Below are 16073 nucleotides of genomic sequence, written 5' to 3' on the forward strand. Positions count from 1 at the left end.
TCATGGCCTGGCATCCCCATCTCTGGCATCCGATCACCCAAGTGGCGCGCAGCGACGCGCCGGCTCGGGTGGTGAGAGCCCAGGGTTCCGTTCTTCAGCTCGAAGACGGCAGGGAGCTGATTGATGCCATCAGCAGTTGGTGGGTCACCCTCCATGGCCACGCCGAACCCAGCGTTGCTGAAGCCATCGGCCACCAGGCGCAGCAGCTGGAGCAGGTCATCTTTGCCAACTTCAGCCACAGCCCTGCGGAAGAACTCGCCAGCCGCCTCAGCGCCTTGAGCGGCCTCGAGCGCTTGTTTTTCTCCGATAACGGCTCCAGTGCCGTTGAGGTCGCCTTGAAGATGGCCTGGCAGTGGTGGCGCAATCAGGGCAGTGAACGCCGCCAACTGATCGCCTTCGAGGGGGCCTATCACGGCGACACCTTTGGAGCGATGGCCGTGGGGGATCGCTCGGTCTTCACCGAAGCCTTCGAGGAGCTGCTCTTCGATGTCACCCGACTGCCCTGGCCCGCCACCCACTGGGGTGACGAGCAGGTGGAGGAGCGGGAGGAAGCCGCCCTCGCGGCCCTCAGGGAGGCGCTTCAAACACCCACCGCAGCCCTGATTGTCGAGCCCTTGATCCAGGGGGCCGCAGGGATGCGCATGGTGCGGCCGCAGTTTCTAAAAGCGGTGGCCGAACAAGTGCAAGCCAGTGGAGCCCTGCTGATTGCCGATGAAGTAATGACCGGCTTTGGCCGGACTGGAGCACTGTTCGCCTGCCAACGGGCCGGGATTCGGCCGGATCTTGTGGCCCTCTCCAAAGGTCTCACCGCTGGTTTTTTACCGATGGCCGTGACCATGGCCAGTGAACGGATCTACGCCGGCTTCATCAGCGACAGCGAACCCACGGCAACCTTCTTCCACGGCCACAGCTTCACCGCCAATCCCCTCGGTTGTGCCGCTGCTCTGGCCAGCCTCGATCTTCTGGAGGCCAACCCTGAGCGCTACCAGGACTTTGAGGCACGCCACACCCCCCACCTGGCGGCACTCGCCCAGCACCCCAAGGTGGTTCGGCCTCGCTGCACAGGAACCGTGGCGGCCTTTGAGCTGGACGCTGGCCAGACCAGTTATCTCAATCCGATTGGGAAAACGGTTCAGCGCCACTGCATCGATCAAGGCGTCTACCTGCGGCCGCTGGGCAACGTCGTCTATCTCTTGCCCCCGCTCTGCACCAGCACCGACCAACTGGAGCGCTGCTACGGCGCCCTGCAGTCTTGCCTCGATGCCCTCTAGGCAGGCGGGAAGTAGCGAACGAGGGTAAAAACGCGGCTGTGTTGAGCATTGAGGGCCTCCCGCATGTTCAAGCCGCGCTGGTTGAGCAGCAGATGATCAAAACGGCGCCTGGGGATCGCCATGGGCATCACGATCGTGAATTGACTCCCGGGGCAGCGGGCCTCCTCCTCGGCCACGAACTGGGCAAAGGGATCGATCAAGGAGGCGAAGGGACTCTCCAGCAGGCGCAACTCAAATTGAGGCGCATCGCCCACCAGTCGATGCCAGCGCAGGCGCAAGGCTTCGAAATCGTCCTCCGGTTCACAGACCCAGACGCCGATCACGCGATCAGACACCTGGGCCGCGTAGCGAAGGGCCTCCAGGGTCGGACGGCTCCAGGAGGCCAACCAAACGATGCTCTGGTTCTCCAAGGGATCGCGCCGATCCGGCCAGGGGACTGAGCAGTCCTCCCCTGGTTTCAGCTCAATCGCCTCATAGACCCGCTTGTAGCGGCGCCCAATGCCGGCCAAGCCCCAGACCAGCAGGGGGAGAAGCAGCACCACGATCCAGGCGCCCTCGTCAAATTTGCTGACGACAATCACGGCAAACACCACCCCGGTGGTGAAGGCCCCGAGAGCGTTCAGCGCTAGGCGGCCGCTCCACCCCTGGCCCCGCCGCACCCACCAGTGCTTGACCAGGCCCGCCTGGGACAGGGTGAAGGCCAGGAACACCCCCAAGGCGTAGAGATTGATCGCGACATTGGTGTTGCCGCGGCAGACCACGATCACCAGGGCTGAGACCAGCAGCAAGAGGCCGATGCCGTTCTGGAACACCAGACGATCCCCCAACCAAGCCATCTGGCGAGGCAGGTAGCGGTCCTTGGCCAGCAGTGCCGCCAGCCGGGGGAATCCAGCGAAGGCGGTGTTTGCCGCCAAGCCCAAGATCAACAACGTGCTGATCTGCAGGCACCAATAGAGGGGATTGCCGGGACCGAACACCCGCAGACCGATCTGGGCCAGAACGGTGCGATCGGGATTGGGGGCAATCCCGTAGAGATAGGCCAAACCGCTGACGGCCAGGAACAGCAGCGCCAGCAACACCCCCATCACCAGCAGCGTGGCCTGGGCCCGGCGGGCCGAGGGCTCTCGGAACACCTTCACCCCGTTGGCAATCGCCTCAATACCGGTCATCGCCGAGCAACCGGCGCTGAAGGCCCGAAGAATCAAGAACAGGCCCAAGGGCTCCAGGGCTGCGATCGCCGGCGGTGCGTCCGGGCGAAAGCCATGGGCAAAAACGATGTTCTGCAGACCAAACAGGGCCAGCAGCGCCACCATCACCACAAAGGCGTAGGTCGGCACAACAAACAGGCGACCGGCCTCCTTCAGACCCCGCAAATTGGCCCAACCCACCAGCGCCAACAGCAGCAGCGAGAGGCTGGTCTCATGGGCCAGCAGCCCTGGAAGCAGAGAGCTCAGGGCCTGGGCCGCCGCCATCAGACTCACCGCGGCGGTCAGGGTGTAATCCACCAGCAATGCCGCCGCCGCCACCAGTCCCGCCCAGGCGCCGAGATTCTCCCGGGCCACCACATAGGAGCCGCCCCCCTCGGGGTAGGCCTCAATCGCCTGGCGATAGGAGAGCACCACGATCGCGATCAGGCCGACGATGCAGACCGTGATCGGCAGGGACAGACCCAGGGCACCGCTGCCGGCCAGGAGCAAGACCCCCAAAGCGGCCTCCGTCGCATAGGCCACCGAGGAGAGGGCGTCCGACGAGAGGATCGGCAGCGCAATCAGGCTCGGCAGCCGCTGCGCATCCGATTCCCTGCGCGGCAGAGGACGCCCCAAAAGACGACGGGCAAACGAAAGCAACCCTGTGGCGCGCGGCTGGCCTCACCATGCCCAGATCTGCCCTTGCTGGCAGCCCATGGGCCGTGCCATGACAAAGACACCCCATCCGGGGGAGTCCATGCGCTCGAGCCTCAACGACCTACTGGAACAACTGGTGCTGCGGGGGTGGGCCAAACTTGACCTTCCCGCCGGGGTTCCCAAAGTCACGCCCGATTGCCCCTGGTGGAGCATCGACCTGGGCCCAGTGACGACCGTTTCACTCCACCCGTGGTCCAACGGGCTCTTGGAGTTCAGCATCTGCGTCCTGATCGATGCTGAAGAGCAAATCCAGTCCTATGAACTGGAGTGCAATGCCATGCCCGTCCCGGTGGCCTTGATCAACTGGTGGGGGGGACTGGAGATCGCCCTAGAACAGAGCGAAGCGCTGAAAAACCAGCTGATCGCCGCCTGGGATCAAGAGATCAGCGCAGGCGGCGAGTTGCCCTGATCAACCGAAGCGGCGGCGGCCGTCATTGAAGCTGGAGAAGCTGGTGACCTCACCCCGGCGCGCCTCAGCGCCAGCGGTTTGAGCCAGTTTCCAGACATTGCGGCTGATGCGCCTAGCCCGCAGGCCGCCCCGCTCCACCTCGGCGCTGCCGGGACGGGCACCCATCAAATAAGTCACCTCTGCCGTCGACAGGGGCGCACCCGTTTGCAGGGCCAACTGGGTGAGCTCCAGGCGCTGGCGCAGGGAGCCGACATCACAGGCGCCACCGTCCTCGGACTCGTTCCAGACCCAGGGAAGCTCCCCTTGGGCCGCAAGCTTCTGCATCAGGCTCATGCTGACCAGAGCCAAAGCCTGATCAGCATTGAGATCGCCGCCGTCTTGAACGGGAGCAGCGCCCTTCGCGGAGGCAGAAGGGGCAGAGCGCTTAGCAGCCACGGGCAGTCCTGCAGGGATGGCCGGACGGTACCGGCTCTCGCCCGGGGCGCAAGACCCCAGAGACCGGCGGACATCAACTGCGGCGCAACCAATCCGGGGCCTGCCCGAACCAATCACCGAGATCGCCTGGATCCTCCGGATCAGGCCGGAAGGCCGCTCCAGGGTCCACCTCGCCCAAATCCAATTCCGCCATCAAGCGATCGAGCCCCTGACTGGAGGCGGCCTGCTGGCGGCGCCGGGCCTGGCGCAACCAAGCCGCTACGGCATGGTCGCGATCCGCAAATTTTTGGAGGTAGATGCGTTCCTGCAACGACACCGCCTGGTCGGCGCCAATGCGGTGGACGATGTTCTGAAGACGGAGCCTGGTGGACGGTGTGAGCATGACCAACGCACCGCGAATGAAGCCGTGTTAGCCAGGCCTCCCAGAGCGGTTGTGGCCTTCGCCACCGTTTTGCGCCCAGGTCATCGTGCGGAAACACAGCGGTAGAGCGGTAAGATCGCCGCGCTCCTCCCGCTGACCAGCAGAGGACCTCAACGTCTGTAGGGAGCAGCCCGACCCCTTGATTGAACACAATCCCAGGCGACGAACTGCATCGGTGCAGATCACTGGCACCGACCTGGGATTCAGCGGCAGCGGCACCTCTTTGGATGAGCTGCACCCATCGGCCGCCAGCTGTGTCATCACGACCGACAGCGAAGCGCGGCTGGTCAGCCAGGCCAGCGCAGTCGAATCCATCGAGCTGCGGACCTACGTCTTTCTCGATTCACTCCAGCCCCAACTCGCCACCTACATGGGGACGGTGAGCCAGGGCTTCCTGCCCATCCCAGGCGATGCCTGCCTCTGGCTTGAGGTTTCCCCTGGCATGGCCGTGCACAGGGTGACGGACATCGCCCTCAAAGCCAGCACGGTGCGCCTGGGCCAGATGATCGTCGAGCGGGCCTTTGGCTCCCTCGCGCTGTATCACCGCGACCAGAGCAATGTGCTCCACTCCGGCGATGTCGTCCTTGAAGCCATCGGCAGCAGCGTCGAGCAGCGCACCCGCTGCAGCGTGACCTGGACCGAGGTCATCCGGGCGATCACCCCCGACCACGCCGTGCTGATCAACCGTCAGAACCGGCGCGGCTCGATGATTCAGGCCGGCATGAGCATGTTCATCCTGGAGACCGAACCGGCCGGCTATGTCCTGCTGGCCGCCAACGAAGCGGAAAAGTCCAGCAACATCACCGTGGTCGACGTCAAGGCCGTCGGCGCCTTCGGCCGACTGACCCTGGCCGGCTGGGAAGGGGACGTCAACGAAGCCGCTGCTGCGGCGATGCGGGCCGTCGAGCAAATCAACCGGCGCTCTGCCCGCTGAGTCAGCGCAGACCGAAGATCTGCTTCAACCCCGGGGCCAAGGCACGGGCCGCTTTACCCCGGGAGCCCAGTTTGTCCTTGAGGTGTTGCCCCATCTGGGCATAGGTCAGTCCTGCTTCCCGCACCCAGAAGATCGGGTCATAGCCGCCCCCTTGCCCCTGCGGGCTACTGAGAATCTCGCCGCGGCAGATCCCCTGGGACTCGAGCACAGGATTGCCCTCGGGATCGGAGAGCACCATGGCGCTGTTAAAGCTGCCGCTGCGGTAGGGGGTCGTTCCCAGTTCCTCCAGTAAGCGTTGAATGCGCTCGGGATCGGTGGCGGCATAGCGGGCGGAATACAGCCCAGGCGCACCACCCAGGGCATCAACCTCCAAACCAGAGTCATCAGCCAGGGCCCACTGGCCCGTGAGCCGGGCCACGCTGGAGGCCTTCAGCCGAGCGTTCTCGAGATAGGTGGTACCCGTTTCTTCGATCTCGAGTCCCTCGGGCTGCTGACGCACCTCGAGCGCAACGGCATCGAGCATCGCTTGGATCTCGGCCACCTTGTAGGGGTTGCCACTGGCAATCACCAAGATCGGCTGGGGCGTGCCAGATCGCATCCAATGACACCAGGGGCCGCCATTGTGCCGCCTAAGGGGGTGAGGCAGGTTGGGTTGAACATTCCACCCCAGACAAATCCAGGGGCACCTGCCTCCCTCAAACCGTAGGGATCCCGCCCCGCTCGCGCAATGGCACTGATGCCAGATGTGTGCACCACGGAACAGTTCGAACGCGGCCACCTAGCGTCAAACGGCAGCCCCTCTCTGCAGGTTCGTCCATGGACACCAGCCTGGTCCTGCAGAACCTATTAACACCACCGGTTCTGTTCTTTTTCCTCGGTGTTTTTGCCGTGCTTTTGGGCTCGGACCTGGAGATCCCGGCACCCCTACCCAAGCTCTTTTCGCTGTATCTCTTACTGGCGATTGGCTTTAAAGGGGGCCTTGAGCTACAGCACAGCGGCATCAGCGGGCAAGTTCTGCCAACCATTGCAGCGGCGATCTTGATGTCGCTGGTCGTTCCCCTCTATTCCTTTGGGGTACTGCGCTTGAAGCTCGACCGGTTCAATGCGGCGGCCATTGCCGGGACCTACGGCTCCATTTCAGCGGTGACGTTTATTACCGCCGAAAGCTTTCTCGAAACCCAACACCTCCAGCACGACGGCTTCATGGTCGCCGCCCTGGCCTTAATGGAGTCGCCAGCCATCATTGTTGGCCTGCTCCTGGTGAAGTTGGCAGGCCCGCAGGAGAACCCCAACAGTGAAGGAATGCGCTGGGGGGCCGTCCTGCACGAATCCCTGCTGAATGGCTCGGTCTACCTGCTCGTCGGCAGCCTGCTCGTGGGTTTCCTCAGTGCAGGCCAGAGTCCGAGCAGCGTTGAAAAGATGCTGCCCTTCACCGACAAGTTGTTCTACGGCGCCCTCAGCTTTTTCCTGCTGGACATGGGGATCGTCGCCGCCCAGCGAATCCGTGATCTCCAAGCGGCAGGAAGCTTCTTGATCGGCTTCGCCCTGCTGATGCCGCTTTGCAATGCCCTGATTGGCACCTTGATTGCCCGAGGCCTGGGACTGGGGCCGGGCAATGCCCTGCTCTTTGTTGTGTTGTGTGCCAGTGCCTCCTACATCGCGGTGCCTGCGGCGATGCGCATGACCGTCCCTGAAGCCAATCCGAGCTTCTACATCTCAACCGCGCTGGGGTTGACCTTCCCCTTCAACATCGTGATCGGCATCCCCCTGTACATGGCGCTGATCAATCGCATCCTTCCCTCCGCAAGCTGACGCCATGAGACGGGTTGATGTCGTGGTGAGCGAGCGGGAGCTCACACCCATCCTCAAAGCCATTGAGGTGGCGGGTGCAGCGGGTTACTCGGTGATGAAGCACGTCACGGGGAAAGGACCCCATGGATCCGTCTCAGAAGCGATGGACTTCAGCGGCCTTGGCGCCAATGCCCACGTCGTGACGTTTTGCGAGCCCGAGGTTGTGGAGCAACTGCGAACCAAGCTCAAACCGCTGCTCGATTACTACGGCGGAGTGGCCTACGTCTCCGAGGCAGAAATGCTCTAGCTGCAGTGCTTTTGGAGACACCCAGAGGCGTCGGAACCGCCAGCTAGAGAAGCATCTCCAAAGTTTTGTGAGGCACTGATGAGCGCCGCTTATCAATGACTGTGGTGACGGTAATCGCGATTCAGCGCCAAATGTCTTGACTTACGGATCGTTGCCGAAGCATGGTTGCTGGCGAACATTCCACCCCTCCTCCAGGAGCAGGTAATGGCTAACGAAACCATGGGCATCGCCCTCGGCATGATCGAGACCCGGGGTCTGGTCCCCGCGATCGAAGCCGCTGACGCCATGACCAAGGCCGCCGAAGTGCGCCTGGTCGGTCGCGAATTCGTGGGCGGCGGTTACGTCACCGTTCTGGTGCGCGGCGAAACCGGTGCTGTGAACGCTGCCGTTCGCGCTGGCGCCGATGCCTGCGAGCGCGTGGGTGATGGCCTGGTTGCCGCCCACATCATTGCTCGCCCCCACCGTGAAGTGGAGCCTGCTCTCAACAGCAGCGCTGGCTTCGTTGGTTCGAAGGACTGAGGACTGAGCTAGGCCTCTAAAGGCCACTCATCTCTCTGACTTATTTCCCTCGACCCACTCGGAGATTCTCCATGGCTAAGAAGTACGACGCTGGGGTTAAGGAGTACCGCGACACGTATTGGACTCCTGACTACGTACCCCTCGACACCGACCTGCTGGCTTGCTTCAAGTGCACCGGCCAGGAAGGCGTTCCCAAGGAAGAAGTTGCAGCTGCTGTTGCCGCTGAATCTTCTACCGGCACCTGGTCCACTGTGTGGTCCGAGCTCCTCACCGACCTCGACTTCTACAAGGGCCGTTGCTACCGCATCGAAGACGTTCCTGGCGACAAGGAATCCTTCTATGCGTTCATCGCCTACCCCCTCGATCTGTTCGAAGAGGGTTCCGTTACCAACGTTCTGACCTCCCTGGTCGGCAACGTCTTCGGTTTCAAGGCACTGCGCCACCTGCGCCTGGAAGACATCCGCTTCCCGATGGCGTTCATCAAGACCTGCATGGGTCCCCCGAACGGCATCCAGGTCGAGCGCGACCGTATGAACAAGTACGGCCGTCCTCTGCTGGGTTGCACCATCAAGCCGAAGCTCGGCCTGAGCGGTAAAAACTACGGCCGTGTCGTCTACGAATGCCTCCGCGGCGGTCTGGACTTCACCAAGGACGACGAGAACATCAACTCTCAGCCTTTCCAGCGCTGGCAGAACCGTTTCGAGTTCGTTGCCGAAGCTGTGAAGTCCGCTGAGCAGGAGACCGGCGAGCGTAAGGGTCACTACCTGAACTGCACCGCCGCCACCCCTGAGCAGATGTACGAGCGGGCCGAGTTCGCCAAGGAACTCGGGCAGCCGATCATCATGCACGACTACATCACGGGTGGCTTCACCGCCAACACCGGTCTTGCACACTGGTGCCGTAAGAACGGCATCCTGCTGCACATCCACCGCGCCATGCACGCGGTGATCGACCGTCACCCCAAGCACGGCATCCACTTCCGCGTTCTCGCCAAGTGCCTGCGTCTCTCCGGTGGTGACCAGCTGCACACCGGCACCGTGGTCGGCAAGCTCGAGGGCGACCGTCAGTCCACCCTCGGCTACATCGACCAGCTGCGCGAATCCTTCGTTCCCGAAGATCGCAGCCGCGGTAACTTCTTCGACCAGGATTGGGGCTCCATGGGCGGCGTGTTCGCCGTGGCCTCCGGCGGTATCCACGTCTGGCACATGCCTGCCCTGGTGAGCATCTTCGGCGACGACTCGGTGCTCCAGTTCGGTGGTGGTACCCACGGTCACCCCTGGGGTTCTGCTGCTGGTGCTGCCGCTAACCGCGTGGCACTGGAAGCCTGCGTCAAAGCCCGTAACGCCGGTCGCGAGATTGAGCGCGAAGGCCGCGACATCCTCATGGAAGCCGCGAAGCACAGCCCCGAGCTGGCCATCGCCCTCGAGACCTGGAAGGAAATCAAGTTCGAGTTCGACACCGTCGACAAGCTCGACGTCAACTGATTTCGAAGCGATTGGGAATCGGAGTCAACATCCGTTGGCTCCATCCCATTCAGTGATCGGAACAGGACATCGAACCAAATCAAGGTTCATTCATTCCATCCATCTCAAGGAACCCCATGCCTTTCAAGAGCACCGTGGGTGACTACCAAACAGTCGCCACCCTGGAGACCTTCGGCTTCCTCCCGCCGATGACCCAGGACGAGATCTACGACCAGATCGCGTACATCATTGCCCAGGGTTGGAGCCCGCTCGTTGAGCACGTCCACCCCAGCCGCTCCATGGCCACCTACTGGTCCTACTGGAAGCTGCCCTTCTTCGGTGAGAAGGATCTGAGCGTCATCGTGAACGAGCTCGAAGCTTGCCACCGCGCTTACCCCGACCACCACGTGCGTCTCGTGGGCTACGACGCCTACACCCAAAGCCAAGGCGCTTGCTTCGTGGTGTTCGAAGGCCGCTGATTAGCTGCCTTCTAAAAGTTGTGGTCTCGATTCACCTCGAGACCACTCCTTCTTTTACTCATTAACCATCTGACTGAGATTTTTCGCAGTCAGATTTCAAGCATTCCGATGCCGTGTTGACGCAAATCAACGGCTTCGTTAATGCCATCCAGTCATTCCATACACCGGGCGGACATGGCCACTAAATCGAGTCGCGAAGCAGCCCTTGAGCGCCGCAAGGCCCTCACCGACGGCGGCAAGAAAGCCACCGGTCGCTACGGCAGCGGTGGCGGTCGCGTCCGCAGCGTCGCGGATGCCCGTCCGACCCGGACCAACGCCGCTCCAAGTTCCGCACCGCGTCCCGCCGCAGCCGAGGCTCCCGCAGCCGCTCCGGCGCCTACCCGTCAGCTGTCCGCCCCCAGCAGCCACCGTTCCTCCGCTGGCAAGCGCGTTTCGAACCCCAGCCGCGATCTGGTGCTGTCCCGTCGCGAGGCCATGACCCGCGGCGGCAAGCGTGCCGACACCTCGAAGGACCGCACCCGCACCGACGTCGCCAAGGAAGCCCCGAAGGCCGCATCGGCACCGGCTGCTGAGCACAAGTGCAAGTGCCAAGAGACGACCAGCGATACCTCCTCTTCCCGTTCCGCCAGCCTCTCTCTCAGCACTGAGCGTCCCTCCAGCTCCTCCCGTGCTGCCACAGGCAATCGCCCCGCAGCCCGCAAGGGCACGGCTGTCCACAACGCCAGCCGGGCACTTGTCCTGGCGCGCCGCGAAGCCCTGAGCAAGCGCGGCAAGTCCGCGAGCACGGCGGCCAAGTCCGGTGCAGCTGCTGTGGCCCGTCAGATCAACCCCGACCTCAGTGCCCGTGAGCTGGCGCAAAAGGTACGTGAGCTCAAGAGCAAAACCGGTTCTGCGGGTACGGCTCGCAACAGCGGAACCCGCCCCAGTGGCCCCAATCGCCATGGCGCCAAGCAAGCCGCAGCCGCGGATGCCGCCTGGAAGGTGGGTGTGAGCGAGACCCTCTCTGGTCAGACCGTCACCGGCACCCAGGCCAACCGCTCGGCGAAAACCACCGGTAACGAAGCGGCCACCTGCCGCTCGATCACCGGGACCGAGTACCTCGGCGCCGAAGTCTTCCAGACCTTCTGCGGCGGTCAACCCGCAGGAAGCAACCAACCCGCCAAGGTGCGCGTCACCGCCACCAGCCATGGCAACCGTGTCACTGGCAATGAGGTCGGCCGCAGCGAAAAAGTGACCGGCGATGAGCCCGGCACCTGCAAGAGCGTCACCGGCACCGAGTACATCTCGGCCAACCAGTCCGCGTCCTACTGCGGTGGCGTTGACCCCTCGGTCCGCAAGGTGGGCCGCAGCCAGACCCTGGGCGGCCAAGCCGTCAGCGGCGTCATGGTGGGCCGCAGCGAGCGCGTCACTGGCGATGAGGCTGGTTCAGGCCGCCATCTGACCGGCGATCAATACCTCGGTTCCGACGCCAGTGTTCCTGGCCGTGCCGCGACCAAGGTCAGCAGCCAAAACACCCTGCGTGGCACAGGCGTGACCGGGACCTCCGTGGGCCGCAGCGAGCGGGTCACCGGCGATGAGGCCGGCAGCTGCCGCAACGTGACTGGCGATGAATACATCGGTAGTCAGCAGTTCGACGGCTTCTGTGGCACTCGCCCTGCACCCGAAGCCGCCAAGGTGGGCTTCAGCATCACCAACCGCAACCAGGTCGTCAGCGGCAGCCGCACCGGTCGCTCCGAAAAGGTCACCGGTGATGAACCCGGTAGCTGCAAAGTCGTCACCGGCACCCCCTACGCCGGGCTCGAGCAGGCTGGTGATTTCTGCAACACCGCTGCCGTCCGTGCCGTCCGTGAGCGGACTCCCGTTCGCAACGCCAACCGCATGACCGGCATTCAGCCCGGCATCGGTGGTTCCCTGACCGGCGCCGAGCGTGGCGCCTGCGAAGACGTCACCGGTACTCCCTACGTCGGCGCCGATCAACAGGCCAGCGCCTGTGGCACCGCCCCCAGCCGCGATGCTGACTTTCCCCAGGCTCTGAATGGTGCTGACTGGCAACAGTTCAGTGTTCAGTCCCCTGCCCGCGCCGCCCAACAGGAGCGCGAAAGCACCGGTCGTGTGACCGGCAGCACCTACGAGCAAGGCGGACGGATCACTGGCCCTTTCGACATGGCCAGCGGCAAGATCACCGGCACTGAGCAGTTCCGCTTCGATCGTCGCGCCAACCAGCGTCTGGCCCAGGCGCAACAGCCCGCCGCCATCGCCGCTGCTGAAGAGCCCGTCTCCCGGGTCACCGGTGAGGGTTCCGGCACCAAGATCACCGGCGACGACTGGGATCGCGGAGACCGCGTCACCGGCACCGAGGGCAGATCTGCCCGTCGCCGCAACCCCACCCGCGTTGGCCCGATGAGCGGCATGCCTGGCGCCCAGAACAAGCGCAACCAGGAAGTGCCTGCTCCGAATAACAAGGTGACCGGCTCCAGCGGCAGCACCGATCAGGGTTCCCTGATCACGGTGTCCGGCGGCGCCCGGGGCTAAGGAGCACTCCGCAATGCGTCGGCGTTCCGCCACTAACGAGCGGCCGCTTGCTCCAACGGCCCCCAGCCGCCGCCAAAACGGCGCTGGGGTCCAGGGGTCAGCAGGCCCAGCGGAATCCCCCGCTGAGCTCAACCCCAGCAGCGCCTTGAGCAAGGTTCTGCGTCAGCGTGAACTGGCGAACGCCTCCCGCATTGGCAGCTCCAGGGCGAGCCGCGTGCGGGGCAAGAGCTCAGCCGTTGCTGAGATCAAGTCCAAGCTGAGCAATCCACGCAGGGTGCGCCCGGTGGCGACGCAAGTCGTCCTAGACCGCCGCTCGAGCGGCCCCGTCCACTCCGGCGGTCTGCATCCCCTGAGCAATGGTCAGGCCAACGCCGCACTGCGGGCCTACGAGGAGCAGACCCTCGGTTCCTTTGATCGGGTCGTGCCTGTCCTGAAGCGTCTCTCTGCGCTTCAGCACGAAAACAACTTTGTTGAGCAAGCCCAGCGACTGGCCGTCGCTGAGCTCGGCCATGAGCTGCCCCAGCCTGTCTTGGAGACCGCCTGGACCAGCCAGCTGGACATGCGCACCCTGTTCGCCTGGTGTGTGTTTGAGGCCTATGAACAGGCCAGCCTCTCCTTTTTCAACGACGACCCCCTAGCAGCGCAAGCCGGTAGCGCTGAGGCCGAAGCCTTCAACACCTTCCTGCTGGAGTGTGGCTTCCATCTGCTGGATGTCACGCCCTGTGCCGATGGTCGCCTGGCCCATGCCATTGCCTACGCCCTGAGGCTTCCCTTCAGCTCGGTCCGCCGCCGCTCCCACGCCGGAGCGATGTTCGACGTCGAAAACACCGTTGATCGCTGGGTCAAGACCGAACACCGCCGCTATCGCGAGGGGCTCCCCAATCCAGCCCACGCCGACACCCGGTACCTCAAAACCGTCGTCTACCACTTCAGCTCGAAGGACCCTTGCCATGAGGGCTGTGCTGCCCATGGCAGCGACGACACGGCAGCTGCCGCCCAGGGCATGCAGCGCCTCCAGGATTTCCAGCAGGCCGTTGAGAACAGCTTCTGCTGTGGAGCCTCGGTGGATCTGCTGTTGGTCGGGATGGACACCGACACCGACGCCATTCGGGTCCACGTCCCCAGCGCCGACGGGAAGACCAACCTCGAGAGCTGGCTGGATGCCCGCGATGTCTACGCCGCGACCCGCTCGATGCGTGCCGATCAGGCCCGGATTGAGATCGAGAACCAGGTCAAAGCCGCAGCAGCCGCAACACCGGATGAGGGCATGGTCAAGCTGATCAGCCGCCTGATCGAGAACAACCTCTCCCAGATCGACTACGTCCGCCAGTACCACGGCGGCAGCTACAGCGACTTCGGCCACGCCGAGCGCTTCATTGGTGTCGGCATCGGGTTCAAGGAGATCCACCTGCGCAACCTGACCTACTTCGCCTACATGGACACCGTTGAAGAGGGCGCCCCTGATCTCGATGTCGGGGTCAAGATCTTCAAGGGACTCAACGTCTCCCGCGGCCTACCGATTCCTGTGGTGCTGCGCTTCGACTATCACGGTGCCGTCCCCGGTGCTCGGGAGAGGGCCATCCAGCACTGCGAGCGGGTCAAGGCTGCGATCGAGGCCCGCTATAGCGAGCTCTGCGAACAAGGACTCCTTCACACCCTGCTCACCGTGAGGGATCGGGATCGGCACGTGCCGGCCGAGACCGTAAGTTCCTCAATCACGTTCAACACAGGAGGGGGGCACTGACATGTTGATCTGCAAAGTTGTGAAGCCACTGGTTTCCACCAACCGCATCGCTGACTTTCAGCACAAGCATCTTCAGGTGGTGCTCGATGGAAGCACTCAGAAGGTGGCCGTCGATGCAGTCGGTGCCATCCCCGGGGATTGGGTGATCTGCGTCGGTAGCTCCGCCGCCCGCGAAGCCGCCGGCAGCAAGTCCTACCCCAGCGATCTAACGATCGTCGGGATCATTGACCATTGGGATCCCGAGGCCGGCAAAGAAATGGCCGCGGGTAAACCCCAAGGGGACGCCAAGTAATGGAAATCATGCAGGTGATGGGATCGATGGTCTGCACCCAACGGGTGGAGGGTTTCGCGCACCAAACCCTGCGAATCCTGCGCAACAACAAAGGCAAGTTGAGCGTGGCCACCGATCCGGTGGGCGCCTCCCCCGGCAACTGGGTGTTCACGGCCAGTGGCTCCGCCGCTCGCCATGCCACCGGCAACGCCAACCTCTTCACCGATCTCACGATCGGCGGAATCATCGACCACTGGTCGCCCGACGGCTAAGGAGCCCCTGGTTCCTCCCAGCCAGCCTGGGTCCACTCCGTTATCTCCAGCGACCATCCACCGGGCTTAGCCCATCACCGTCATGGCCACACCACGTTCCCGAGCTACCAGCACTTCAGCCAGCGCTAAATCCAGCGCAGCCGCGAAGCCCGCTGCCGCCAAGCCGGCCGCCGGGACCACTCCGGTGACCGCCATCCCCGCAGCGGCTGCCAAGGCCACCACCGCCGCACCGGCGGCAGCGGCGGCGGCCTCCGCTCCCGTGACGGTGACCGCCAAGACGGTCGCCTCGACCCCTGCGAAGAGTGCGGCCAGCACAGCAGCGAAAGCTGCTCCCGCTGCCCGTCGCATTAGCACCCGTGCTGCCGCCTCTCGCTCCTCTGCCTCCGGCTCGGGCTCCGGCGGCAACCGCTCCACCCCCTCCACTCGCACCTCCCCCATGGCTTCTTCCGTTCAAGGCATCGCTCTCGGCATGATCGAGACCCGCGGTCTGGTGCCCGCCATCGAGGCTGCTGATGCCATGACCAAGGCAGCCGAAGTGACCCTGATCGGCCGCGAGTTTGTCGGTGGTGGTTACGTAACCGTTCTGGTCCGCGGCGAAACCGGTGCTGTGAACGCCGCCGTTCGCGCCGGCGCCGATGCCTGCGAGCGCGTGGGTGATGGCCTGGTGGCCGCCCACATCATTGCCCGCCCCCACTCCGAGGTCGAGCCTGCTCTGGTGAGCAGCAACAACCGCCGGGCCTGATCACCATGGACGCCGTCCATCCGCGCGTCCTGGGTTTTCTTGGGCGTGCCCTCAGCCTTGAGCTGACCGCTGTTCAGCAGTACATGACCCAGGCCTCCCTCGTGGGGCTCTGGGGTGATGCGGCATCGGCCGATCGGTTCCGTGAGGAAACCGTCGAAGAGATGCAGCACGCTGAACGCATCGTCCAACAGATGCTGTCGCTTGGCGCGGCACCGGCTGCTTCCCAACTCCAGCCGGTGACCCATGCCGCCGATCTAGTGGGTCTGCTTGAGCAGAACGCCGATCTCGAGCAGCAGCTCGTCAACCACTACGACGAGGCGGTCCGCTTCTGCCGGGTGGTCAACGACCAAAACAACGCGGCCTTCTTCCAATCCCTGTTGGAGGACGAGCAGCACCACATGCAGGACCTCGAGACCTGGCTCAACGAGCTCGGTGGGCGTCGTCCCCGCGGCTACGGGCGCTATGGCTCCCGCCGCCGCGGAGCACCGCAAGACCGCGCCACGTTCTGAGTCCATTCGGCGCTTGAGGATCTGCCCAACCGGGATCAGAAGCGCCTAGATTCCGCCGCCGAAGCTGCTT

General features: G+C 63.9%; 19 protein-coding genes. 14 read left to right on the forward strand and 5 right to left on the reverse strand.

The genetic code is table 11. The features are described 5' to 3' along the window. The first annotated feature begins 2 nt into the window (after nt 1-2). Nucleotides 3-1271: an adenosylmethionine--8-amino-7-oxononanoate transaminase gene (gene bioA / locus ACXIQ9_RS02405; protein WP_459015395.1), complete on the forward strand. Its 1269-nt coding sequence runs from the start codon at nt 3-5 to the stop codon at nt 1269-1271. Here bioA and ACXIQ9_RS02410 read toward each other — a convergent pair. After that, nucleotides 1268-3118, reverse strand: a complete 1851-nt coding sequence (locus ACXIQ9_RS02410) for an APC family permease (RefSeq protein ID WP_459015397.1) — start codon at nt 3116-3118, stop codon at nt 1268-1270. The two genes, bioA and ACXIQ9_RS02410, sit on opposite strands and share 4 nt — an antisense overlap. A gap of 67 nt (nt 3119-3185) precedes the next feature. Here ACXIQ9_RS02410 and ACXIQ9_RS02415 point away from each other — a divergent pair, with 67 nt between their 5' ends. Further along, nucleotides 3186-3584, forward strand: a complete 399-nt coding sequence (locus ACXIQ9_RS02415) for a hypothetical protein (protein ID WP_232197280.1) — start codon at nt 3186-3188, stop codon at nt 3582-3584. Here the strand turns inward: ACXIQ9_RS02415 and ACXIQ9_RS02420 are convergent, their stop codons facing one another. Together ACXIQ9_RS02420 and ACXIQ9_RS02425 are read right to left on the reverse strand one after the other, a co-directional pair. Beyond that, nucleotides 3585-4019, reverse strand: a complete 435-nt coding sequence (locus tag ACXIQ9_RS02420) for a hypothetical protein (RefSeq protein ID WP_459015399.1) — start codon at nt 4017-4019, stop codon at nt 3585-3587. Nucleotides 4020-4092: 73 nt separating this feature from the next. Beyond that, the gene (locus ACXIQ9_RS02425; protein ID WP_010316546.1) at nt 4093-4401 is read right to left on the reverse strand and encodes a hypothetical protein; all 309 of its coding nucleotides are present in this window, start codon (nt 4399-4401) and stop codon (nt 4093-4095) included. Between the two features lie 214 nt (nt 4402-4615). Between ACXIQ9_RS02425 and ACXIQ9_RS02430 the strand changes: the two genes are divergently transcribed. Beyond that, entirely contained in the window at nt 4616-5374 is a 759-nt protein-coding gene (locus ACXIQ9_RS02430) for a BMC domain-containing protein (RefSeq protein ID WP_010316545.1), read from the forward strand. Nucleotide 5375: 1 nt separating this feature from the next. On the opposite strand, the gene rdgB is transcribed toward ACXIQ9_RS02430, so the two are convergent. Next, a complete protein-coding gene (gene rdgB, locus ACXIQ9_RS02435) occupies nt 5376-5972 on the reverse strand; it encodes an RdgB/HAM1 family non-canonical purine NTP pyrophosphatase (RefSeq protein ID WP_010316544.1) in 597 nt (198 codons plus the stop codon). 218 nt (nt 5973-6190) lie between these two features. On the opposite strand from rdgB, the gene ACXIQ9_RS02440 reads away from it, so the two are divergent. From ACXIQ9_RS02440 to ACXIQ9_RS02480, 9 genes are all read left to right on the forward strand, one after another. Further along, a complete protein-coding gene (locus ACXIQ9_RS02440) occupies nt 6191-7186 on the forward strand; it encodes a sodium-dependent bicarbonate transport family permease (RefSeq protein WP_459015402.1) in 996 nt (331 codons plus the stop codon). A gap of 4 nt (nt 7187-7190) precedes the next feature. Beyond that, a complete protein-coding gene (locus ACXIQ9_RS02445) occupies nt 7191-7472 on the forward strand; it encodes a P-II family nitrogen regulator (protein ID WP_459015404.1) in 282 nt (93 codons plus the stop codon). 204 nt (nt 7473-7676) lie between these two features. Further along, nucleotides 7677-7991 (forward strand): BMC domain-containing protein, encoded by a 315-nt coding sequence (locus ACXIQ9_RS02450; protein ID WP_010306728.1) that lies wholly within the window; start codon nt 7677-7679, stop codon nt 7989-7991. Nucleotides 7992-8062: 71 nt separating this feature from the next. Then, on the forward strand, nt 8063-9475 hold the full coding sequence (locus ACXIQ9_RS02455; RefSeq protein ID WP_296420839.1) for a form I ribulose bisphosphate carboxylase large subunit: 1413 nt from the start codon (nt 8063-8065) through the stop codon (nt 9473-9475). 116 nt (nt 9476-9591) lie between these two features. Next, complete coding sequence (locus ACXIQ9_RS02460; RefSeq protein ID WP_010316537.1) at nt 9592-9933, forward strand: ribulose bisphosphate carboxylase small subunit; 342 nt, start codon at nt 9592-9594, stop codon at nt 9931-9933. A gap of 174 nt (nt 9934-10107) precedes the next feature. Then, nucleotides 10108-12465 carry a carboxysome assembly protein CsoS2 gene (gene csoS2 / locus ACXIQ9_RS02465; protein ID WP_459015408.1) on the forward strand — a complete coding sequence of 786 codons (2358 nt, stop codon included), beginning with the start codon at nt 10108-10110 and terminating at the stop codon, nt 12463-12465. Between the two features lie 13 nt (nt 12466-12478). After that, the gene (locus ACXIQ9_RS02470; RefSeq protein WP_459015410.1) at nt 12479-14209 is read left to right on the forward strand and encodes a carboxysome shell carbonic anhydrase; all 1731 of its coding nucleotides are present in this window, start codon (nt 12479-12481) and stop codon (nt 14207-14209) included. Between the two features lies 1 nt (nt 14210). Next, entirely contained in the window at nt 14211-14501 is a 291-nt protein-coding gene (locus ACXIQ9_RS02475) for a carboxysome peptide A (RefSeq protein ID WP_010316532.1), read from the forward strand. Next, complete coding sequence (locus tag ACXIQ9_RS02480) at nt 14501-14752, forward strand: carboxysome peptide B (protein WP_010316530.1); 252 nt, start codon at nt 14501-14503, stop codon at nt 14750-14752. The genes ACXIQ9_RS02475 and ACXIQ9_RS02480 overlap by 1 nt, the downstream gene beginning before the upstream one ends. Before the next feature lie 66 nt (nt 14753-14818). On the opposite strand, the gene ACXIQ9_RS02485 is transcribed toward ACXIQ9_RS02480, so the two are convergent. Further along, a complete protein-coding gene (locus ACXIQ9_RS02485) occupies nt 14819-15190 on the reverse strand; it encodes a hypothetical protein (protein WP_459015413.1) in 372 nt (123 codons plus the stop codon). Here ACXIQ9_RS02485 and ACXIQ9_RS02490 point away from each other — a divergent pair. Both ACXIQ9_RS02490 and ACXIQ9_RS02495 read left to right on the forward strand, forming a co-directional pair. Beyond that, nucleotides 15189-15494 carry a BMC domain-containing protein gene (locus ACXIQ9_RS02490; RefSeq protein WP_029626246.1) on the forward strand — a complete coding sequence of 102 codons (306 nt, stop codon included), beginning with the start codon at nt 15189-15191 and terminating at the stop codon, nt 15492-15494. The two genes, ACXIQ9_RS02485 and ACXIQ9_RS02490, sit on opposite strands and share 2 nt — an antisense overlap. 5 nt (nt 15495-15499) lie before the next feature. Further along, nucleotides 15500-16003, forward strand: coding sequence for a ferritin-like domain-containing protein (locus ACXIQ9_RS02495; protein ID WP_424174664.1), 504 nt, complete (start codon nt 15500-15502; stop codon nt 16001-16003). Nucleotides 16004-16073 lie beyond the last annotated feature (70 nt).

The organism is Synechococcus sp. LTW-G (assembly GCF_054459035.1).